19 protein-coding genes and 2 tRNA genes are annotated in these 20,076 nt (G+C 69.0%); 5 read left to right on the forward strand and 16 right to left on the reverse strand.

Annotated elements, in window-relative coordinates; all coding sequences use genetic code 11:
* Positions 1 to 144: 144 nt before the first annotated feature.
* From rbr to QJ043_RS03210, 11 genes are all read right to left on the reverse strand, one after another.
* Positions 145 to 693 carry a rubrerythrin gene (rbr, locus tag QJ043_RS03160; RefSeq protein WP_283713818.1) on the reverse strand — a complete coding sequence of 183 codons (549 nt, stop codon included), beginning with the start codon at positions 691 to 693 and terminating at the stop codon, positions 145 to 147.
* A 132-nt stretch (positions 694 to 825) separates the two neighbouring features.
* The gene (locus QJ043_RS03165; RefSeq protein ID WP_283713819.1) at positions 826 to 1,683 is read right to left on the reverse strand and encodes an HhH-GPD family protein; all 858 of its coding nucleotides are present in this window, start codon (positions 1,681 to 1,683) and stop codon (positions 826 to 828) included.
* A 1-nt stretch (position 1,684) separates the two neighbouring features.
* Complete coding sequence (locus QJ043_RS03170; RefSeq protein ID WP_283713820.1) at positions 1,685 to 2,416, reverse strand: HAD family hydrolase; 732 nt, start codon at positions 2,414 to 2,416, stop codon at positions 1,685 to 1,687.
* A gap of 171 nt (positions 2,417 to 2,587) precedes the next feature.
* Positions 2,588 to 2,664, reverse strand: a tRNA-Asp gene (locus QJ043_RS03175).
* A gap of 91 nt (positions 2,665 to 2,755) precedes the next feature.
* Positions 2,756 to 3,106, reverse strand: coding sequence for an Hpt domain-containing protein (locus QJ043_RS03180; RefSeq protein ID WP_283713821.1), 351 nt, complete (start codon positions 3,104 to 3,106; stop codon positions 2,756 to 2,758).
* A 12-nt stretch (positions 3,107 to 3,118) separates the two neighbouring features.
* The gene (locus tag QJ043_RS03185; RefSeq protein WP_283722730.1) at positions 3,119 to 4,267 is read right to left on the reverse strand and encodes an HD-GYP domain-containing protein; all 1,149 of its coding nucleotides are present in this window, start codon (positions 4,265 to 4,267) and stop codon (positions 3,119 to 3,121) included.
* A 156-nt stretch (positions 4,268 to 4,423) separates the two neighbouring features.
* Positions 4,424 to 5,371, reverse strand: coding sequence for a transglutaminase-like domain-containing protein (locus QJ043_RS03190; protein WP_283713823.1), 948 nt, complete (start codon positions 5,369 to 5,371; stop codon positions 4,424 to 4,426).
* 93 nt (positions 5,372 to 5,464) lie between these two features.
* Positions 5,465 to 6,994: an SHIRT domain-containing protein gene (locus tag QJ043_RS03195; protein WP_283722731.1), complete on the reverse strand. Its 1,530-nt coding sequence runs from the start codon at positions 6,992 to 6,994 to the stop codon at positions 5,465 to 5,467.
* Positions 6,888 to 7,673, reverse strand: coding sequence for a hypothetical protein (locus tag QJ043_RS03200; RefSeq protein ID WP_283713825.1), 786 nt, complete (start codon positions 7,671 to 7,673; stop codon positions 6,888 to 6,890). Before QJ043_RS03200 ends, QJ043_RS03195 begins: the two co-directional genes overlap by 107 nt.
* 171 nt (positions 7,674 to 7,844) lie before the next feature.
* Positions 7,845 to 9,143, reverse strand: coding sequence for a class I SAM-dependent rRNA methyltransferase (locus tag QJ043_RS03205; RefSeq protein WP_283713826.1), 1,299 nt, complete (start codon positions 9,141 to 9,143; stop codon positions 7,845 to 7,847).
* A gap of 55 nt (positions 9,144 to 9,198) precedes the next feature.
* Positions 9,199 to 10,581, reverse strand: a complete 1,383-nt coding sequence (locus QJ043_RS03210; RefSeq protein WP_283713827.1) for a DEAD/DEAH box helicase — start codon at positions 10,579 to 10,581, stop codon at positions 9,199 to 9,201.
* Positions 10,582 to 10,900: 319 nt separating this feature from the next.
* Here QJ043_RS03210 and QJ043_RS03215 point away from each other — a divergent pair, with 319 nt between their 5' ends.
* From QJ043_RS03215 to QJ043_RS03230, 4 genes are all read left to right on the forward strand, one after another.
* Positions 10,901 to 11,617, forward strand: a complete 717-nt coding sequence (locus QJ043_RS03215; protein WP_283713828.1) for a vWA domain-containing protein — start codon at positions 10,901 to 10,903, stop codon at positions 11,615 to 11,617.
* Between the two features lie 76 nt (positions 11,618 to 11,693).
* Positions 11,694 to 12,527 (forward strand): protein phosphatase 2C domain-containing protein, encoded by an 834-nt coding sequence (locus QJ043_RS03220; RefSeq protein WP_283713829.1) that lies wholly within the window; start codon positions 11,694 to 11,696, stop codon positions 12,525 to 12,527.
* Positions 12,524 to 14,176, forward strand: a complete 1,653-nt coding sequence (locus QJ043_RS03225) for a protein kinase domain-containing protein (RefSeq protein ID WP_283713830.1) — start codon at positions 12,524 to 12,526, stop codon at positions 14,174 to 14,176. The genes QJ043_RS03220 and QJ043_RS03225 overlap by 4 nt, the downstream gene beginning before the upstream one ends.
* Positions 14,177 to 14,203: 27 nt before the next feature.
* Positions 14,204 to 15,496, forward strand: a complete 1,293-nt coding sequence (locus QJ043_RS03230) for a DUF3825 domain-containing protein (protein ID WP_283713831.1) — start codon at positions 14,204 to 14,206, stop codon at positions 15,494 to 15,496.
* Positions 15,497 to 15,520: 24 nt separating this feature from the next.
* On the opposite strand, the gene QJ043_RS03235 is transcribed toward QJ043_RS03230, so the two are convergent.
* Together QJ043_RS03235 and QJ043_RS03240 are read right to left on the reverse strand one after the other, a co-directional pair.
* A complete protein-coding gene (locus QJ043_RS03235; protein WP_283713832.1) occupies positions 15,521 to 16,075 on the reverse strand; it encodes a LemA family protein in 555 nt (184 codons plus the stop codon).
* A 32-nt stretch (positions 16,076 to 16,107) separates the two neighbouring features.
* Positions 16,108 to 16,197: transfer RNA gene (locus tag QJ043_RS03240), tRNA-Ser, on the reverse strand.
* Between the two features lie 57 nt (positions 16,198 to 16,254).
* Between QJ043_RS03240 and tadA the strand changes: the two genes are divergently transcribed.
* Positions 16,255 to 16,767, forward strand: a complete 513-nt coding sequence (gene tadA, locus QJ043_RS03245) for a tRNA adenosine(34) deaminase TadA (protein WP_283713833.1) — start codon at positions 16,255 to 16,257, stop codon at positions 16,765 to 16,767.
* An 82-nt stretch (positions 16,768 to 16,849) separates the two neighbouring features.
* Here the strand turns inward: tadA and QJ043_RS03250 are convergent, their stop codons facing one another.
* The 3 genes from QJ043_RS03250 to QJ043_RS03260 form a co-directional block, all read right to left on the reverse strand.
* Positions 16,850 to 18,019 carry an ATP-binding protein gene (locus QJ043_RS03250; protein WP_283713834.1) on the reverse strand — a complete coding sequence of 390 codons (1,170 nt, stop codon included), beginning with the start codon at positions 18,017 to 18,019 and terminating at the stop codon, positions 16,850 to 16,852.
* A 214-nt stretch (positions 18,020 to 18,233) separates the two neighbouring features.
* Positions 18,234 to 18,509, reverse strand: a complete 276-nt coding sequence (locus QJ043_RS03255; RefSeq protein WP_283713835.1) for an HPr family phosphocarrier protein — start codon at positions 18,507 to 18,509, stop codon at positions 18,234 to 18,236.
* 9 nt (positions 18,510 to 18,518) lie between these two features.
* The gene (locus QJ043_RS03260) at positions 18,519 to 20,063 is read right to left on the reverse strand and encodes a glycoside hydrolase family 1 protein (RefSeq protein ID WP_283713836.1); all 1,545 of its coding nucleotides are present in this window, start codon (positions 20,061 to 20,063) and stop codon (positions 18,519 to 18,521) included.
* Between the last annotated feature and the right edge of the window lie 13 nt (positions 20,064 to 20,076).

The raw sequence follows: 20,076 nt of genomic DNA on the forward strand, positions 1-20,076 counted from the left end.
TGCCGAACGGCGCCCATCAGTGCACATGCGTTCGCGCCACAGACGCGACCCACCGCCGTTCCTGTGGCCGACGGTCCATCGGGGACGAGCGGCACAAAAAAAGCCCCGCCGAAGCGGGGCTCCTGTGCGAGCTGCGGCCAACTCTTAGTAGTTGGTCTCCTGCTGCTGGAAGTACGCCTGCGGGTGGCCGCAGATCGGGCAGACCTGCGGGGCGGAGGGGCCGACGTGCAGGTAGCCGCACTTGAGGCACTGCCACACCTTGACGCCCTCGCGCTCGAAGACCTCGCCGTTCTCGATGCGCTCGATCAGCATGTTGTAGCGCTCCTCGTGGGCCTTCTCGACGCCGCCGACCAGGTCGAACTTGGCCGCGATCTCGGTGAAGCCCTCCTCGCGGGCGACCTTGGCGAACTCGGAGTACATCTCGGTCCACTCGTAGTTCTCGCCGGCGGCGGCGTCCTTGAGGTTGGTCAGGGTGTCGGGCACGTGGCCACCGTGCAGGTACTTGAACCACACCTTCGCGTGGATGGCCTCGTTGCCGGAGGTCTCCTCGAAGATGTCGCCGATCTGCACATAGCCGTCCTTGACGGCCTGCTTGGCGTAGTACTCGTACTTGGTGTGCGCCTGGGACTCGCCGACGAAAGCGGTCTCGAGGTTCTTCTTGGTCTGGGACTCGTTGAAGTCGACCTTGGCCATGTTCTCCTCCTACGTGAATACGATTTCCGTCCGAACTGTCGGGGTTGTGCCCAAAGGCACGGCCTCCGTAAACCCAACAGCTCACATCATACCCATCGAGCACAGGGAATTCGTGGGCGCGTCAGCTCCTGCTCAGCAGGCCCAAAAGAGGCCGGTGCGCTGGCAGAATCCCTCTGCCGCCAGCTCGTCGAGCAGCCCCTCGACGTCCGCTGGCGCGGGCTCCGGGCGCCCGGCGCCCGTCTCCTGGGCCCCGAGCGCGGCCACGGCATCGTCGAGCGACAGTCCAGGGAGCCCCGCCTCGCGCGCCTCGAGCAGCAGGCGCACGAGCGCGGCGCGCTTTTGTCGGCGGGAGCCCTCGAAGCGCGACTGCCTCGCGTGGGTGCGCGAGCGGCGCGACGGGTTGGGCACGGTCCTCTTGAGCCAGGCCCCGTAATCGAGCAGCGCGTAGTACCAGCCGCGCACGTCGCGGTCCGGCACGCACGCCTCCACGAGCGGGCGCACGGCGGAGTCCGGCACGTCCTCGGCCTCGGGGAACAGCTCGTGGAGGAAGACCGTGCGCACGTTGGTCTCGAGGTAGACGGCGGGCAGGTCGAACGCGAACGCGCGGATGCCGGCCGCGGTCGCAGGGCCGATCCCAGGGAGCTTGACGAGGGCGTCCACGCTGCTCGGGACCTCGCCTCCCTGGTCGGCCACGGCCTCGGCGGCCCGTTTGAGCGCCAGGGCCCGACGGTTGTAGCCGAGGCCCTGCCACTCCGCGAGAACGTCCGCCTGGTCCGCGGCGGCGAGCGCCTCCACGGACGGGAACCGCGCCAGCCATCGCTGCCAACGACCGTCGACACGGGAGACCTGCGTCTGCTGGAGCATGGCCTCGCTCACCCACACGGCGTAGGGGTCGCGCGTGCGGCGCCACGGCAGGTCCCGGTAGAGGCGCTCCCCCTCCCTGCGCACCTTGTCGATGAACCGCGCGAGCTCGTCGCTTTCGGACGCCACGCTACCGCCACTCCAAGATGGGCCAGCCGCGCCGCTTCGCGATGGAGCGCATCGTGCGGCCGGGGTTCACCGCGCTCGGGCAGCGGGCGCACTCGAGCAGCTCCTCGTCGGAGTGATGGTCGCCGAAGGCGTACTCGACGACCCAGTTGCCCGGCCCGTAGGTGGCGTCGGCCCACGCGGCGAGGGCCTTGGGCTTCTCGGGGCCCTCCATCACGGCGCCCTCCACGTTCCCGGTGAAGCTGCCATTGGCGTCGCAGGCCATCTTCGTGGCGAGGAACGCGTCGAGGCCGGCGTACTCGCAGGCCCTGCGCGCGATGCCCCAGAAGGTCGCGGAGACCAGGACGCAGACGCAGCCCTCCTCGCGGCAGCGCTCGATCTGGCGCAGGCCGCTCGGTCGGTAATATCTGGTGAGCACCTGGTCGTGGAAGTCCGTCATGATCTGGAGGATCTCCTCGCGAGAGAAGTGCCCGAGGTCGTCCACCAGGTAACGCCGCACGGCGGCCTGGTCGTGCGGCAGGTGCAGCACGTAGCGGGCGCCCCACCACACGACCTTGGCGGTGTTCCAGGGGCTGATGATGCCCCGGGCGAGCAGGTAGCGGGTGAACTGCGAGCCGCTCTGGGTGTTGATGAGGGTGCCGTCGTAATCGAAGACGGCGATCTTCACGAGACGCCGCGGCTCGTTGAGCGTCGGCAGGGAGGGCTCGACCTGAGTCGACGCCTCTGGATTGCCCATGCTTCCCCTCTCCGATTGCTCCTGTGCGGTCACAGTACCCCACGCGAGTGCTTATGCCCACTGCGATGACGTAACCGGCACGGGCAGCGACCCAACCTGAAGCCACATCTGGGCGAGCGGAACGCGTGAAACAAAAAAAGGAGCCCCGTGCGGGACTCCCGGAGGATGCAATGGCGGGATGTAAGGGACTTGAACCCTCGACCTCCGACGTGACAGGCCGGCGCTCTAACCAGCTGAGCTAACACCCCGTTGCGCGAATGCGAGGGCTACTATAACCAAACCGCCGCGACCTTGGCAAGGGGTCAACCCAAAATCGGCGCGACTCCCCTCACACTTTGGCTACAAATGGCGCCCGGCGGCCTCGACAACGCGCATATACGCTGCATCAACGGGTTGCGACAGCTCGGCGCCGCGGGCAAAGTCCCCGGCGCGGAAGGCCTCGCAGGCCTCGGAGGCCGTCGCCGCCAGTGCGCCGAACCCCATGTCCCCCGCAATGCCCTTGAGCGTGTGCGTCGCACGGAACGCGGCGTCCACGTCGCCCGTCGCGAGGGCGCCCATCAGCCTCTCGTGGTTGTCGTCCGCCAGGAAGAGGCGCACGAACTTCGCGACGCGCTCCTCGGAGCGCAGGCGCGCGAGCACCTCGTCCAGGTCGCCGTCCGCCTCCGTGTAGAACGCTCGCAGGTCCGCCATCGGCGCTCCTCGTCACTCGTCCAGCATGCTGTGAATGTCCCGGATCATCTCGGCCTTGTCGGCCTTGGTGAGGCTGTCGTTCTCCTCGATCTCGGCGATGATGCCGGCCAGCTCCCGGCGGGACATGCCCGAGAAGGACTCCACCTTGAGCTGCTCGCGGATCGTGTCGCCGGCCGAGAGGAGGCACTGGAGCAGCACCGGGTTGAACGCGCCGCACTCCCCGTTCGCGATCATCTCGAGCGCGCGCTCGTGGGAGAAGGCCGGCTTGTACACGCGCACGCTCGTGAGGGCGTCGTACACGCCCGCCAGGGCCACCACTTGGGCACCGATGGGGATCTCGTCGCCCACGAGGCCGTCCGGGTAGCCGCCGCCGTCGTAGCGCTCGTGGTGCCATCGGCAGATCTCCTCGGCCACCTGGAGCAGCCGGTCGTCCTTGTTCTCGGTCAGCTGTTTGAGCATGTCGGCGCCGATGGCGGAGTGGGTCTTGATGACCTCGTACTCCTCGGGCGTGAGGCGTCCCGGCTTGTTGAGGATCTCGCTCGGGATCGCGATCTTGCCGATGTCGTGCAGCGCGCTCGCCGTCGCGATCGTGGAGATCTCGGCCTCGGTGAGCTCGGGGTGCGTGTCCGTGTGCCGCACCAGCTCGTGCAGCAGGATGTCCGTCATCACGCCGATGTGCAGCACGTGCAGGCCGCTCTCGCCGTTACGGAACTCCACGATCTGCGAGAGGATCGTGACCATCAGGTTGTTCCTGCGCTCGCGCTCGTACATCTCGCGGGACACCATGCGCATGAGGTCGTGCTGCTTCTGGTACAGCGCGATGGTGTTGGCCACGCGGTTGCGCACCACGAGCTCGTCGAAGGGGCGCGTGATGAAGTCCGTGACGCCCAGCTCGTAGGCCCGCTCGATGTAGCTGGGGCTCGTCTCGGCGGAGATGGTCACCACAGGGGTGCGCTCGATCCAGCCCTCGCGGTTCATCTTCGCGAGCACCTCGAAGCCGTCCATGCGCGGCATCACGATGTCGAGGATCACGAGCGAGATGTCGCCCTCGTCGGCCTCGAGGGCCCGGACGGCCTCCACGCCGTCATGGGCCTCGATGATCGAGTACTCGCCGCAGAGGATCTCTTCCAATATCGCGCGATTGAGGGGCGAGTCATCCACCACCAGGAGCGTTCGACGTGCCTGCTCCTCAGCCTCTATGGCGATCACCCCCGATGTCGTTGGGCGCCCCGCTCGAGCACCGAGCGCTGTCTGAACACAACCTTACACTGTATTTGGATGACGTGAAAGGAGGGAGGGCCGCGCCCTGGGGGCTCCTCAGTACACGTAGCGGTCCTCGTAGCCCGTGCCCGAGCCCACCGTGTCGAGCGAACCCGAGGCGGCGAACGTGGTGTCGACGCGGGCCCAGGTGTCCGCCTCCACGGTGAAGCGCACCGAGTGCCAGGTGCCGTCGATGTAGACCATGTTCCACGCGTGGTAGAGGTCGCCGGGGTCCACGTAGCCGGTCACGAGCTGGCACGGGATGCCGAGCGAGCGGAGCATCGCGGAGGTGAGGCTCGCGTAGTCGAAGCAGATGCCCGTCCTCGAGGAGAGCGTCTCGTCCGGGTCCGGCACGTAGCCGGTCGCGTCGGCGAGCGCCCGGGCCTTGTCCTCGTCGTACGTGACGTTGTCCACCACCCAGGTCACGACGGCCGCGAGCGCGTCGCCGGAGTTCTCGGCGCCCGCCGCCAGCTCCCGGGCCTTGGCGACGCAGGCGCTGTCCGCGTCGTAGTCGCAGAAGACGCCGGGCTGCAGGTACGGGAGCAGCCCGTCCGTGAGCTCCACCGTCTGCTCCACGCGCATGAGCTCCACGTAGCTCGTGCCCTCGACGTTATGCATCACGCGGAACCGGTACTCGCCGCTGCCGAGGTTGAGGGGCACGCAGATCGGCGTGCCGTCCGAGGGGATGTCGTAGTTGTAGCCCTCGTCGCCCCGCGCCACCTGGAACTTGCAGCGCGCCGAGCTGGTGACCGTGGCGAAGACAACCCCCTCCGGGGCGCGCGAGACGTCGATGGTGGCGCCGTTTTGGGTCTGCGCGGAGGAGGCGTCGTAGACAGGGGCGCACACCTGCTCGGGGAGGGTGTAGGCGGGGCCCGACGTCTCGCTCGAGGCCTCGGCGTGAGGAGGCGAGCCAGAGCCAGAGCTCGAGGCCGAGCCACAGCCGGCGAGCAGCGCGGCGACGAGCAAGAGGCACAGCCAGGGCCGCAGACGCGGGCGGTTCGCCATGAGGCCTCCTTCGCGCCGGCTCCGACCGTCACCTACCAGAACGTGCGACTGATTGTAGCCTGAAGACCGCAGCGGCGCGCCGGGGCGCCGCTGTCAGACGCGCTCGCCTCGCGGTCGCGCGGCCGGAGCCACGATGGTCAGCGTGCCGGGGAGCACCTCGACGTCGTAGTTGGGATTCTCGACGTAGCGAGCGCCGATGGCGCCCTCGTAAACGCCGGGCAGGGTCGTGTCGACGACCCGGCGGAACGACACGCGCCCCAGGTGCGCGCGGTCGAGCAGGCCGCGCTGCTCGGCGCTACCCCATCGCGCCATCTCCACGGAGCCCGTGTAGGCCGGCTCCGGCTCCCCGGCGACCCACGTGGCATCGTCCACCGCGATGCGCACCGGACGGGGACGAACCGTCAGGAGCGCCGTCGCCTCGGCGTCGTCCGCGAAGCCTTGGTTGGACACCGTGACCGAGACGGACGTCGCGCCGGCATCGCAGCGCGACGGGGGCTCCGTCGAGACGCGCGCCCGCGCCGGGACCGGCCCCGAGACATGGCGGAGCGAGGCGTACGAGGCCACATCGCCCGAGAGCAGCCCATCGACAGCCACCGAATGGCCCTGGCCGTCGTAGACGCCTTCGTGGCCCGCCAGGGCGACTGCAGCCTCTGCCGGGCGTGCTGGGACGGACCAGGCCCACGAGCCCTCTAGCGCCATGTCGCCAGAGACGGTGGCGGCCGGCTCGTCCCCGTCGACCGTCCAGCCACAGAACCGCCAGGTGCCGTCCTTGAGGACGCCGCGGTCGGTCAAGCGGGTCTCGGGCACCGGGTCCAGTTGCGGCAGCGCGACGGCATCGCCAGCGTAGGCCCGCACCGTCGCCGGAGGCGCGACCGCGGGGGCGTCGCCCGAGAAGCCGTACGTGACCGAGTGGCGCGGGGCCGGCGCAAAGGCCCAGGAGCCCTGAAAGACGAGCCCCTCGTCGCGCATCGGCACAGACGCGCCCACCGGCTCGCCGTCGAGCGTCCAGCCCCGGAAGGACCAGGTGCCCTCGCGAAGCGCCACGCTCGTGACCTCGGGCTGCATAACGGCCACGGTGTCGCCGGGCCAGTGGACGGCCCGGTCGCGGGGAGCCGTCAGGCCCTGCGGGACCGGTGCCGCGTCGGTGGTCGGGGCATCCCAGACGAATCGGTAGGTGACCCCATGGGGCGATGAGAGGGGCGCGGAGGCCACGAGCGACGCAGCCACAGCGGCCCGCGAGCGCAGGGGCGCGCCGTTGGGTACTGCGAGCACGCCCTCATAGGTGGCGCGCACGTCGAGGGCCGCCTCCACCGCACCGAGGGCGGCGTCCTGCTCGGAGACGCGGTGCGACACCGTGTAGACGCCCGGGCCCTCCCCCGCTACAAGGCTGTCTGGCTGCACAGGCGCGCCGTTGATGGAGACCGCGAGGTCAGCGTCGGCGAGCCGGGCGTCCAGGGAGTCCTCGAGCCCCGCCCCGTCGAGAAACGAGCCCACGGACACGCGGAACGCCACGTCGTCACCGGGGCGCACCGCAGCGGTGCCGTCCACACGTTCGAGCGATGCGACCAGGCGCACCGGCCGCGCCTCGGCCGACGCCGAGACGACCGCGCCCTGCGCAGGCACGTCCCACAGGATGCCGGCCGTGAAGCCCTGCTCGGCCGCTTGGCGCGCGACCGAGGGGGGGCAGGGTCGCCGGCGCGGCGTCAACGGAGAAGACGGCACCGGTAGGGCTTTCCGGGGCGCTCACCCACAGGCTGTCGTCCTCCGGGGCGACGAAGAGCGCCAGCAGCGCGGAGGCCTCGCCGTCCTCGGCCCCGAGCCCGGAGGCATAGGCCCGGGACCCGAAGTTCTCGCGCACCGGCGACCAGCCGCCGCCGGGAAGGGTGTGGGCGTAGGCGGCCCGAACGCAGGGAAGGTCGAGCAGGATCCGGGCGTTCGCGCCTCCGGGCACGCTCTCGAAGGCCGTCTCCAGCTCGGGCAGCGTGACGTCGGCGGGCGCCTCGTCGGCCTCAGCCGTCGCCGGCGCCAGAACGCCCGCGAGGGCCTCCTCCAGCGCGTCGAGACCCGACCCCGCAGCCGTGAGCAGCGGGTCGAGCACCGAGACGTGCTCGTCCACCTCGTGGGCGGAGAGCTCGGGCGCCCCCGCCGCCGATGCCGTTCGCGGCGCCGCCTCCGCCCACGCCGCAGGCGTCACCACATTGAGAGCCATGAGCGTGGCCAAGGAGAACGCGGCAGCACGGGGCAGCGCCGCGCCGCACGGGGCGACGGCCCCTGCGCGATGGGTCTCCTTGGCTGCTGGCATGCGCTCTCGTTTCTGGCCGGAGGGGATGACGGCGGCTCCCAAGCGCCGACCGCACCGCCCGCGAACGGCGGGGCGCCCGTCGGTGTTGCTTCCGCTACCGGCATTCTTCGAGGCTTTTAAGGTGCTGTCAAGGAACTGTCCCCCTGATATGCACCTGTACCCGTGCGGGGATCAAACGGCCTGGAAGATCAGGAAGTCGAGGTAATGGGTCTCGGGCACGTCCAGGAGGATCGGGTGGTCCGGGGCCTGCTGGCGCTCCTCCACTTGCCGCAGCGTGACGCGGGCGTCGTGGGCGGCCTCGGCGACGGCCTGCTTGAGCAGCTCGGCGGGCATGTGCTGGGAGCACGAGCACGTGGCCAGGTAGCCGCCCCGGGGAAGGAGCCGGAGGGCCTGGTTGTTGATCTCGCGATAGCCCCGGAGGGCGCGGCCCTGCGTGGAGCGGCTCTTGGTGAAGGCGGGCGGGTCGAGGACGATGAGGTCGAACGGCCCTCCGTCCTCGCGGAGGCGGCGCTTGTCGGCGATGAGGGCGTCCAGGTACTCGAAGACGTTGGCGCAGGTGAAGGCCATCGTGCCGACGAGCCCGTTGGTCTGAGCGTTGGCGAGGGCGAGGTCGCAGGCCGTCTGAGAGATGTCGACGCAGCGCACGAACTCAGCGCCGCCCTTGGCCGCGTTGAGGCCGAAGGGGCCCACATGGGAGAAGCAGTCGAGCACACGGCGCCCTGGCGCGAGACGACCCACCGCCCGGCGGTTGTACTTTTGGTCCAAGAAGAAGCCCGTCTTCTGGGAGCGGGCCAGGTCCACGGTGTAGGTGATGCCGTTCTCTTGGACGCGCACCTGGGTTGCGGTCGTGTGCGACGGGAGCAGCCCGTCCGCCGGAGAGCCGGACTCCGGAAGCCACCAGCCCTGGTGACGGTCGAGGCCCTCCTTCTCGCGGACCGTGCCGTCGGCGCGCTCGTAGAGGCCGCGGATGGCGGGGCCCGACGGGTCCTCGGCGAGGGCCTTGAGCACGGCGGCATAGACCTGCGGGCGCAGGCGGTCCATGCCCGCCGTGGTGGGCTGGGCCACCAGGACGTCGCCGTAGCGGTCGACGGTCATGCCGGGGAAGCCGTCCGCCTCCGAGAAGAGCACGCGACAGCAGGCGGTGTCCGGCTCGCATCCGGGAAGAGAGCGGGGGCCGAGCACCGTGCGCCGGTAGCCCCAGGCCCAGGCGGCCTTGCGGTCCCAGAAGGCCTGGTCGAAGCGGTCGTTCGCGTTGCGGGAGACGATGCGGGCGCGGATCTTGCTCTCGTGGGAGAGCAGGCCCGTGCCGAGGTAGGCGCCACCGGGGCCGAGCACGTCGACGATGGCGCCGTTCTCGGCCGGGGGCTGCTCGGCGACGTCGCTCTCAAAGACCCACAGGTGACCCGAGGAGAGCCAGCGCTCGCCCTTCTTGGTGACCGTCAGGCGCGGGTACGGGCGCGGCTGCTTCACGAATCCGTCTCCTTCGATAAGTCAGAACCCGACGGGCGGTGTCTCGTTGTCGGTTCTACGAGTGGCGCCCATAGCGGCCGCCGGAGGGGCCGCGCCCACGGGACCGGCTGCCGGAGAACATCGTGCGGCGCGGCTTCACGGTGGAGCGCCGGTCGTTGGGCACGATGCGCCCCTGCGCGTACGTGAAGCCGTCGAGGTCGCGCACGGGGACCAGCTTCTTGGTGAAGTACTCGATCTCGCGCAGGGGGGTGATCTCGTCCGGCGCCACGAACGTGTAGGCGTGGCCCTCGTGGCCGGCGCGGCCCGTGCGGCCGATGCGGTGCACGTAGTCCTCGGGGTCGCTCGGCACGTCGAAGTTGACCACCGCGTCGATGCCGGAGACGTCGATGCCGCGGCTCATCACGTCCGTCGCCACGAGGACGCGGACACCCCCCTCGCGGAAGCTCTCGAGGGCGCGCTCGCGGGCCTTCTGCGGGCGGTCGGAGTGCATCACGTCCACCGAGAGCCCGGCGCCCTGCAGGGACTTCTCCAGCTGGTCCGCGCGCACCTTGGTGCGGACGAAGACGAGCACGCGCTCGAAGTCGTGACGGTCGATGAGGGCCTGGAGCAGCTCGATCTTCTGCCCCTGCACCACGGGCATGAGGGCCTCCTCCACGGTCTCGGCCGTCTCGCCCACATGGGCGATCTCCACGAGCGCGGGGTCGTGGAGCAGCGCGTCGATGGTGCCCTTGATGGAGGGCGGGATCGTGGCCGAGAAGAGCAGGGTCTGCTTGGACTCCGGCAGCGCGTTGATGATGCGGCGCACGCTGGGCCAGAAGCCCATGTCGAGCATGCGGTCCGCCTCGTCCAGCACGAAGACCTGAACGGACGAGAGGTCCACCGCGTCGCGCTCCATGAGGTCCAGCAAGCGGCCGGGCGTGGCCACGAGCAGGTCGCAGCCCTTCTCCAGGGCCTTGAGCTGGCGGTCGAAGCGGGCCCCGCCCATGAGGATCACGGCGCGCTGGCCCGTCTTGTCGCAGACCGTGGTCGCGACCTCCTCGATCTGGGCGGCGAGCTCGCGGGTGGGCGTCACGACGAGCGCTGACGGGCGTGCCGGGCGCACGACGCGCAGCGGCTCCTCCGGCTTCTGCGGCCGGCGGCCGCGGCGGTTGCGCCCGCGCGCGGACGGCTTCTTCTCGGCGCCCTTGCCGCCCTTCTCGGGGGCGGCGACCACCAGGGCGGTCTGGTCGGCGGTCGCAGCGCCGACCAGCTGCAGCACCGGGAGCACGAAGGCCGCGGTCTTGCCCGTGCCGGTCTGGGCGGAGGCCACGAGGTCGTGGCCCTGCAGCACCTCGGGGATGGCGTCCGCCTGCACAGGGGTGGGGTGCGTGAAGCCGAGGGCGTCCACGCCGGACAGGATCTGCTCGTTGAGCCCGAGCTCGGCAAATGAAGTAACCATGGCTCCCAGTATGCGCCGACAGCGCCGCGACCTGCGGCGAGACCGGTGCCGCCGGCCGGTTCCGCCCCAAAACCTGTACACGCGGGCGGCATCCGAGGGGCCGCGCGGCGGGGAGAAGACGTCGGGCGATGGCCGGCCTAACGCCGTTCACCGACCGCAGGGCACCGTTGCCGCCGCGGCGTGCGATACTCTCCCCCAAACTTTGAGCGGCTCCGCCCTTTTTGGTTGGCCGGGCTGCGACCTTGCGCGACGTCAGTAATCCTGTTGTTCCGAGGCGCACAGGGCCCCGCCCAGGGGGCTGTGCCGAAAGGGGATTGCCATGGCGCGCTTTGAAGAACGCCCCCGCATCGAGGCCATGAACCGCGAGCATATGAGCGTGGTCCTTGCGGTGGACACCTCGGGCTCCGTGGCCGGGGAGCCGCTCCGCCAGATCAACGCCAACCTCAACCGCTTCAAGGAGTGCGTCTGCGAGGACCCGGTGGCCGCCAGCTGTGTGGACGTGTGCGTGATCGCCTTCGACGACGAGCCGCGCGTGATCCAGGACTGGGTCCCCGTGAGCCAGATGCAGCCCATCGAGCTCACGAGCGGCGGCCTCACGGACCTCAACGGCGCCGTGCTGCTCGCCGTCGAGAAGCTCCGCGAGCGCAGTCGCGAGTACGCGGCCAACGGCGTGCTCGAGAAGAAGCCGTACCTGATCGTGATGACCGACGGGCAGGACAACGTCACCGGCGCGGTGTCGGAGGCCGCGGCGCTCGTCACCCGCCGCACGAACGAGGGCAAGCTCAAGCTGTTCTTCCTCGGCTACGGCGCGTACGACCGCACGGCGGCCGCCCAGCTCACCGAGGCCAACGGCCGCTGGTGCTTCCAGGTGCGGGACGGCTGCTTCGACTTCCACGACTTCTTCGACTTCGTGGGCAACTCGGTCAAGGCCGTGAGCGTCTCGGCCCCCGGCGAGCGGGTGAGCGTCCCGACGAACATCAACAGCGACATCTCCAACGTCCAGACCGTGGACCTCGACTCCTGGCTGTCCGATTAACGCAACCCCGGAGGGGTCGTGCCGGCGCGCGAGCGGTGCCGGCGCGGCCTCCCGCCAACGCGCGAAAGGGGCAGCCATGCTGCACTTCTATGCCGTGAACGAGGCCGGTGCCTCGCACCGGGATGCCGGCCTCCCCTGTCAGGACGCCTTCTGTGCCCTGCGGCTGGCCGCGGGGCCCCTCGTGGCCTGTGTGGCCGACGGGCTCGGGAGCGCCCGCCTGTCGCAGGTGGGCAGCGCCGTCGCGAGCCACAGCTGCGCGCACGCGGTGGCCCGGGAGCTGGCCGATGACGCCGTCCCAGCCCGCTGGCGGCCGGCCATCGAGCGGGCGTTCGCATCGGCCGAGCAGGCCGTTCTCGCCGCTGCGGCCGAGCGGTGCGTCGACCCTGGAGAGCTGGACACCACGCTCTGCTGCGCGGTCTTCGACGGGTCCTCGGCGGCCTGGGGCAACGCGGGCGACTCGGGCGCCCTCTGTGCGCTCGAGGACGGCACCTACGTGCCGCTGACGGCCCAGGACCGCGACGACGAGGGGCGCGTGTACCCCTTGTGCTTTGACGACCGCTGGACCTTCGGCGGCCAGGGGCGGGCGGCGTCCGTGCTGCTCGCCACCGACGGGGTGCTCGAGTGCCTCGCCCCGCCGGCGCTGGCGGCCCAGGGGCTCGACCCCATCGACACGCGCATCGCCCGGATGTTCCTGCACCCGCAGCCCGGAGACGGCGAGCGCCTGCCCGAGGTGGAACGCGAGGCGAGCGCCTACTTCGCCGACTACCCGCGGTCGCTTTTGGACGACGACATGACGCTCGTGGCCCTCTTTGACGACGAGCGCGCGCCCGGCGAGCGCGAGGCCGGCTACTGCGACGGCCCGGACTGGGAGCAGGTGCGGGCGCGGGCCATCGCCGCCCTGTACCGATGAAGGTCTACACGGCCGCCGGCTCGACGCTAGAGCTGGACGGCAAACTGGGACAGGGCGGCGAAGGCCAGGTGCTCGGCATGGTCGGCTTCCCGAACCGCGTCGCCAAGGTGTACCTCTCGGACGCGCCCGCCCACCAGCGCAAGGTGGAGGCCATGGCGTCCATCTGGCCGCGCGTGGAGCAGCTCCCGGACCTCGAGGGCGTCGCCTGGCCCATGGCGGCCCTCTACTCGGACCCCGGGCGCCGGCAGTTGGTGGGCTTCGGCATGCGGCGGATGGAGGTGCGGGGCACCTTTGCCCAGCTGTACCAGTATCCGCCGGGCGCCGGCGCGACCCTCTCCCACCGCGAGAAGGCCCTGGCCGTGGCGGACCTGTGCCGCACCGTCGAGGCGCTGCACGACCTGGGGCAGGTGGTGGGCGACCTCAACGACAGCAACGTGGTCCTCCTCACGAACGGGCGCGTGGGGCTCGTGGACGTGGACTCGTTCCACGCCTGCGTGACGGGCGTCACCTACCGGTGCGACGTCTGCATGAGCGGCTACATGGCGCCGGAGCTGATCGGTGCCGTGCGCGGGACGGACTTCGCCCACTGCCCGAACAAGACGTTCACGCCCGAGACGGACAACTTCTCGCTGGCGGTCCATGCCTTCCGCATGCTGATGAACGGCGCGCACCCGTTCCACTGCGCCGCGCTGCCCACCGCGCACGGCTCGGTGCCCGCGCCGCTGCCGCTGGAGAAGCGCGTGGAGCGGGGCGAGACGCCATTCCTCAAGCACGTGGCTGGGGCGACGACCGCGCCCTTCGCGCCCAGCTACGACGCGCTCCCGGGCTACCTGCGCGCGGCGTTCCAGCGGGCCTTCGTGGACGGGGCGAGAAAGCCGAGCGCCCGACCCACCGGCGCGGAATGGGCGGCGTTGTTGGAGCGCTACAGCCACGAGCTGGTGACCTGTCGCGTCGACAAGACCCACGCCTACCACCAGGGTCTGCGCGCCTGCCCCTACTGCAAGGCAGACCATGCGGCCATGTCGCGGGCACTCGCGCCAGCGGGCGCATGGAGCGGCAGCGGCGGGGGCGCGCCGCGTGTCGCACCGAGCCTCCGGAAGCCGGTGGCCACGCCGATGCCAGCCGGCACCGCCGTGGCGGCAGTGGCGTCCGCGACGGGCGGGGCGCCCACCGTGCTCACGGGTCAGTCCAAACTGGGGTACTGGCTCGGGCTGCTCGTCGGCGCGGCGGCGCTCGCCCTCTGGCTCGCGGGGCCGTCCGGACCTGCGATGACGTGGCTCCAGGACCTGTGGGGCGAGGTGCCGGACTTCGTGGGCCCGACGCTGGGGATCGCGCTCGGGCTCGGCGCGCTCTGCGGAGGCTGGTTCTGGAACGACGACCGCACCCTCGAAAGCCAGCTCAAGGCGGCCGCCCTCGGCGTCGTCTGCTGCGGGGTCGTGCTCGCGTTTCTCGCCCTCGGCGCGGCGGCCCTCGACGATCCGGACGCGCTCGTCCTGATGGCGGCGATGGGCTTTTTCATCTGGTGCCTGGTGCGGCATCCCCGGCTCGCAATCGCGCTCATCGTCCTGGGGCTTCTGACGGCGTTCTTGGACGCGCTGAAACGGGAGCGGCGACATGTCCCCAGCGCTGCGTCGGCACACGTACTATGAAAGCCCACTGAATGACAAGGAGACCCCATGGTCGAGACCGCCCGATCGGTGACGCCGCGCTCCCTGGCCGAGCATGCGGCCGGCAGCGCCGACTATCTCAAGGCGCCGGTGCCCTCCGACGTGCTCGCGCGCCTGCCCGAGGACTTCGCCCGTCTCGTGAACGTGCCGGACAAGCCGCGGGCGCAGCTCGAAGGCGCGGGCGTCGTCGACGTGGCGGAATCGCTCGCCGAGGCGTGGACGCTCGCCCGCGAGGCCGGGGCGCTCCGCCTGTTCGAGGACAAGGTGGTCTTCCCCGTGGTCATGGGCGGCGCCGGCGGCGAGGTGTCCCTGCGCGAGGGCGACCCCGCACGGTCCCACGGAAAGCCGTGGTTCGTCTGCTACGTGTTCCTGCCGACGCGGCGGGAGCCGCACCCCTCGTTGGCACTGCTGGACTGGGCGTGGCTCGGGCACGGGCGCCTCGAGGGCTTCCTGAGCGAGCTGGCAGACCTGGCGCTCAAGGAGTCCTGGGACTTCGCGGGGGCCGACGATGGCCACCCCTACGAGATCCTCCGCAGCTTCATCACGACGACGTTCTATCGGCTGCAGTCCCAGGGGAAGGTGCGCGTGAGCGCGGACGGGTCCTTCGCGGCGTTCAACACCGGGCTGGTGGACCGGCACTACGACGACATCTTCGCGTGCTTCGAGCCCAATCCGCGCGGCCCCCAGCCGTGGGTGTGGGTGGGCTTCGCCGGCGCGGGCAACCGGCGCCTCACCAAACGTGTGAACGGCTGCTTCATGCCCCGGCCCGAGCGCGCCACCTACGTGGACCGGCTCGAGGACCTGCTGTTCCACCCGGACCGCGAGCTGTTCCCCGACTACGAGCACATCCTGCTGGAGCATCCGGAGCGACTGCCGCTCGGGTTCGTGTCGGACGAGCTCAGGGTCGACGAGGAGGCGACCGAGCTGGTGGACAGGATCGCGGCCGCGGCCGACGAGGACCGGCCGGCGCTCTACCGCGACCTCTGCGAGGTGCTCGAGGACGAGCTCCGGCTCTTCAACCGGCTCAAGAGCCGGGTGGACGCGGCCATCGACATCGCCAAGAAGCGCGTGAGCTGGAACTTCAAGACGGCAATCCCGTGCTACTACCCCAAGGCGGACGCGATGAGCCTGCTGTTGCCGCTGTGCCTGACGGACGACGACCACGCGGACGCCGCGCTGGTGGTGCAGCTGTTGGAGAGCGGCAACTACCAAGGGCAGACGGTGCTGACGATGGAGATGGCGTACAAGAACGCGCGGCTGATCTGCCGGCCCGATTCCGACTGGCTGACGCCCAACCGATAAGGGGCCGGCGGACCGGCAGGTGGTTTAGAACTTGACCGTGGGCGTCTGCCGCACGGACTCGTCGCTCACCGTGAAGCCGTCCTTGGCCGTGAAGCCGCCGGCGCCGGCCAGCAGGTTGCCCGGGAACGACTGGATCGCGTTGTTGTACATGAGCACGCAGTCGTTGTAGGACTGGCGGGCGTAGGTGAGGCGGTTCTCGGTGTCGGCCAACTGGTCCTGCAGGTTGATGAAGGAGGTGTTGGCCTTGAGGTCCGGGTAGGCCTCGGCCACGGCCATGAGCTGGCGCAGCGCGCCGGTGAGCTGCTCGGAGCCCTCCATGGCCTCCTGCGGGGTCTTGGCGCCGGCAACGGCCGCGCGGGCCTCGGTCACGGCCTGAAGCACGCCCTGCTCGTGAGCGGCGTAGCCCTTGACGGTCTCGACAAGGTTGGGGACGAGGTCGTTCCGACGCTGGAGGTTCGCGTCGATGTTCTGCCAGGCGTTGTCCACGCGGTTGCGCTTCTGCACCATGCCGTTGTAGGTGGACACGAGCGCGACGATGATCATGACACTGATGACGAGGATGACGATGACGAAGGCCATGGGTCTCTCCTTGGGTTGGCCGAAGGACAGGCTGGCGGGGAGAGAGGGATTCGAACCCTCGAGACGCAGGCGCGCCTAACGGTTTTCAAGACCGCCGCATTCAACCGCTCTGCCATCTCCCCGCATGTTGGATATCCTACCGCAAGAGCCACCGGGCATTTCAACCTTGGAAGGAAGCGATGGGCGCCGAGACCGACGAGCAGCGCATGAACGACGAGCGTTTCATGGCGCTGGCGCTGGACGAGGCGCGGGCGGCCGCCGACGAGGGCGAGGTGCCCATCGGCGCAGTGGTGGTGCATGACGGCGAGGTGATCGCCCGGGCGCACAACCGGCGCGAGACGGACGCGGACCCGAGCGCCCACGCGGAGTTCTCGGCCATGCTGGCCGCGAGCCGGGCGCTCGGACGCTGGCGGCTGACCGGCTGCACGGTGTACGTGACGCTGGAGCCGTGCTTGATGTGCGCGGGGCTCATGGTCAACGGGCGCGTCGACCGCTGCGTGTACGGAGCGCCGGACCCCAAGGGCGGGGCGCTCGGGACGCTCTACGACGTGAGCCACGACGCGCGCCTCAACCACGAGTTCGAGGTCACGAGCGGCGTGCTGGCCGACGAGTGCGCCGGGGAGCTGCGGTCGTTCTTCCGACGGCGCCGGGCCGAGCGCAAGGCGGCACGAGCCTCGTCCCACCAGGAGTGAGACAATCTAAAGAGACGACTTTGTCTCACGCAGCGCCGGGCGTGTGCATTTAGGGACAGTCCCTAAATGCACACGGGGATAGTCACAGCTCGAGCATCTCCAGGTCTCGGTACGAGACCCAGCTGCCCTGGTCGCTGAGGCTAGTCTCAGCACCGCCGTTCACCACAGCACAGCCGGCAGGGCTCAGGCCCAGCTGACCCACAGCCTGGCGCTCCAGCGGTTGGAAGTACTTCTGACGGAACGTGGTCCCACTCTTGATCTCTATGGCGGCGATCGCTCTCAGGCCCTTCTCGACCACTAGGTCAATCTCGTTGCCTTTGGCGTCGCGCCAAAAGCTCATCTCCGGACGGCGCCCCCGGGCATATTCCGCCTTGCGCAGGTCAGAGATCACGGCGGTCTCGAACAGATGCCCACGCAGCCCTGATGCCTCGAGACCCTCCAGCGAGTCCACACCCGCGAGATGCGCTGCCAACCCGGCGTCACAGAAATAGAGCTTTGGCCTCTTGGTCAGGCGCTTGCCACGGCTTCGGGTCCAAGGCTGCAGCTGGAACAGAATGCCGGAGGCCTCGAGGAGCGAGAGCCACTCCCCCACGGTGCCCACGCTGACACCAGCATCTGTTGCCAGGTCCGTCTTGTTGAGTTGCTGGCCAGTGCGAAGCGCACAGAGCTGGAGAAACACGCTGAACTGAGCCAGCTTGCGGACGCCCAGCTCCGCACGGACGTCTCGCTCGAGGTACGTGTTGACGTACAGCCCGTAGTAGTCCGCAGGATCGATGTTGCGGTCGTACAGGGCCGGATAGCCCCCTTGCAGAAGCCACTGGTCGCGGTCTTGCGGCGCCTCGCCCGCTCCATTCAGCTCACGAAACGACAACGGCAGCAGCTTGAACAACGCCACGCGCCCGGCAAGCGACTGCGTGATGCCGCGCATCATCAGAAAGTCCTGTGAGCCAGTGAGCACAAAGCGGCCGTAGTCGGGGCGATCGTCCACTGCGGCCTGGAGATACGAGAAGAGCTCTGGCGCCCGTTGGGCCTCGTCGAAAATGACGCGCCCGTCGTGGGCCCCCAGAAACGCCCGCGGGTCGTGGTCGAAGCGCTCGCGCGTGTCCGGGTCCTCAAAGCTGAGGTACTCATAATCCGAGAAGAGATGCCGCGCAAGCGTGGTCTTGCCACTCTGGCGAGGGCCGGAGAGGGAGACGACCGGCATCTTTTGACTCAGCTCGAGAACTTTGGGCGCGATGGCTCGGAGTATCACGGGGCCTCCTTGATCCCAGGGCTACTGGTGTTTTTGCACTATCACTACTGTGCGTTTTGCACCTATCCTACTAGTGGTTTTGCACTTTCTCTACTGGTGGTTTTGCACGCGGGCGGCGTGTGCATTTGGGGACTGTCCCTAAATGCACACGGGGCACGAAAAAGGGCCTGCCCCGCGGACGGGACAGGCCCTGCATGCTCAACCCCGCGCAGAGTTACTCGCCAAAGCCGGAGTCCACGAGCTCGATCAGGCCGTCAACGGCCGCCTGCTCGTCGGGGCCCTCGGCGGCGACCTCGATCTCGGTGCCGCAGGAGAGCCCCTGCGCCATCACCGACATGATGGAGACCGCGCTCACATAGGCGCCGTCCTTGGTCACGTTCCGGACGAGCACCTCGCTCTCGTACTCCCGCGCCTTCATCACGAACGTGGAGGCCGGGCGCGCATGGATGCCGGTGGGGTTCACCACGATGGTCTTCTTGGAATACACCATGGTTGCTCCCTAGATCTCGAAATCGTCGGGGACGTTGTTCTCGAGGTCGCGGCCGCGAGAGCCGATGAGCTTCTTGTAGTAGTGGAAGCTCTTGGCGCGCGTGCGCTTCCCGGAGCCGCGACCGTAGTCGTCCAGGTCCACATGGATTTGGCCGTAGCGCTTGTACATCTCACTTGTGCCCGAGGAGACCAGGTCGATCGGCCCCCACCAGGCGTAGCCGAAGACATCCACGCCGTCGAGGATGGCCTGGTGCATCTGCTCCACGTGACCCTTCATGTACTCGATGTGCGCGTCGTCGTGCACGCGGCCGTTCTCGTCCGGCTCGATGGCGATGCCGGAGCCGTTCTCGGAGATAAAGATCGGCAGGTGGTAGCGGTCGTAGATGTGATTGAGCGTGATGCGCAGGCCGACGGGGTCGATGGGCCAGCCCCACTCGGTCATCTCGAGGTGCGGGTTCTTGATCTGGGTGAGCAGACTGCCGGACGGCTCCGGGGACTCCTTGCCCTTGTACCGCATGATGTAAGTCATGTAGTAGGAGATGGACACATAGTCGATGGTGCCCTCTTTGAGAGTCTCCAGGTCGTCGGGCTCCATCTTAATGTCCACGCCGTAGTCGCGGAAGAAACGCTTGATGTAGTAGGGGTACTCGCCAAAGGCCTGGACGTCGGTGAAGAACCAGTTGAAATGGTCCTCGAACAGCACCTGCAGCTGGTCCTCGGGCTTGGAGCTCTCGGCGTAGTTCTCGAGACGGCAGAGCATGTTGCCGATGACCGCGTCGGGGTCGATCTGATGGCAAAGGATGCAGGCCTTGGCGCTCGCAACGAGCATGTTGTGCGCGGCCTGGAACTTGTCGTTCCAGCGCCCGGCATAGGGGTTCCCGCCGCCCTCGGGCTCGTCCCAGATCACGCCGTTGCAGGTGCAGAGATTGGCGTACACGTGGTTGATCTCGTTGAAGGTCATCCAGTACTTGACCTTGCCCTTGTAGCGCTTGAAGACCGTCTCGCAGTACGTGGCGAAGGCGTCCACCGTGTGACGGCTCATGAAACCGTCGTACTCCATGCCCAGGTGCAGGGGCATGTCAAAGTGGCTCAGCGTCACCATGGGCTCGATGCCCAGCTCGCGGCACTTGTCGAAAACGCGGTCGTAGAAGGCGAGGCCGGCCTCGTTGGGCTCGGGGTCGTCCCCGTTGGGGAAGATGCGGCTCCAGCTGATGGACATGCGGAAGACCTTGAAGCCCATCTCCGCCATCAGTTCGAGGTCCTGCTCGTAGGTGTGGTAGAAGTCGATGCCGCGGCGCTTGGGGAAGTCGTACCTCTCGGGGTGCTCCATGCGGTCCTGGAGTGATTGCCGGGACACTCCGTTCAGGGGTGGCATCGAGTGGATGTCGAGGCCTTCACGGGCCTCGTGGTCCCAGAGGGGCGCGTAGTCAGAGATGGCCGGGCCGCGGCCGTCCTCATCCCAGGCGCCCTCGATCTGGTTTGCGGCGGTGGCGCCGCCCCAGAGGAAGTCTTCGGGGAAAGCGCCGTTAAGAATCTCTTGGGTGATCTCGGTCATAAGACAATCCCTT

Origin of the sequence: Kribbibacterium absianum (assembly GCF_030067705.1) — a bacterium.
GTDB lineage: Bacteria > Actinomycetota > Coriobacteriia > Coriobacteriales > Atopobiaceae > Kribbibacterium > Kribbibacterium absianum.

Excerpts from the sequence above, each read along its gene's own strand:
- QJ043_RS03190 (WP_283713823.1), bottom strand. The coding sequence starts at position 5,371 with ATGGCGAACCGCCCGCGTCTGCGGCCCTGGCTGTGCCTCTTGCTCGTC.
- QJ043_RS03225 (WP_283713830.1), top strand. The coding sequence starts at position 12,524 with ATGAAGGTCTACACGGCCGCCGGCTCGACGCTAGAGCTGGACGGCAAA.
- QJ043_RS03215 (WP_283713828.1), top strand. The coding sequence starts at position 10,901 with ATGGCGCGCTTTGAAGAACGCCCCCGCATCGAGGCCATGAACCGCGAG.
- QJ043_RS03210 (WP_283713827.1), bottom strand. The coding sequence starts at position 10,581 with ATGGTTACTTCATTTGCCGAGCTCGGGCTCAACGAGCAGATCCTGTCC.
- QJ043_RS03200 (WP_283713825.1), bottom strand. The coding sequence starts at position 7,673 with ATGCCAGCAGCCAAGGAGACCCATCGCGCAGGGGCCGTCGCCCCGTGC.
- QJ043_RS03220 (WP_283713829.1), top strand. The coding sequence starts at position 11,694 with ATGCTGCACTTCTATGCCGTGAACGAGGCCGGTGCCTCGCACCGGGAT.
- tadA (WP_283713833.1), top strand. The coding sequence starts at position 16,255 with ATGGGCGCCGAGACCGACGAGCAGCGCATGAACGACGAGCGTTTCATG.
- QJ043_RS03255 (WP_283713835.1), bottom strand. The coding sequence starts at position 18,509 with ATGGTGTATTCCAAGAAGACCATCGTGGTGAACCCCACCGGCATCCAT.
- rbr (WP_283713818.1), bottom strand. The coding sequence starts at position 693 with ATGGCCAAGGTCGACTTCAACGAGTCCCAGACCAAGAAGAACCTCGAG.
- QJ043_RS03170 (WP_283713820.1), bottom strand. The coding sequence starts at position 2,416 with ATGGGCAATCCAGAGGCGTCGACTCAGGTCGAGCCCTCCCTGCCGACG.
- QJ043_RS03235 (WP_283713832.1), bottom strand. The coding sequence starts at position 16,075 with ATGGCCTTCGTCATCGTCATCCTCGTCATCAGTGTCATGATCATCGTC.
- QJ043_RS03260 (WP_283713836.1), bottom strand. The coding sequence starts at position 20,063 with ATGACCGAGATCACCCAAGAGATTCTTAACGGCGCTTTCCCCGAAGAC.
- QJ043_RS03180 (WP_283713821.1), bottom strand. The coding sequence starts at position 3,106 with ATGGCGGACCTGCGAGCGTTCTACACGGAGGCGGACGGCGACCTGGAC.
- QJ043_RS03230 (WP_283713831.1), top strand. The coding sequence starts at position 14,204 with ATGGTCGAGACCGCCCGATCGGTGACGCCGCGCTCCCTGGCCGAGCAT.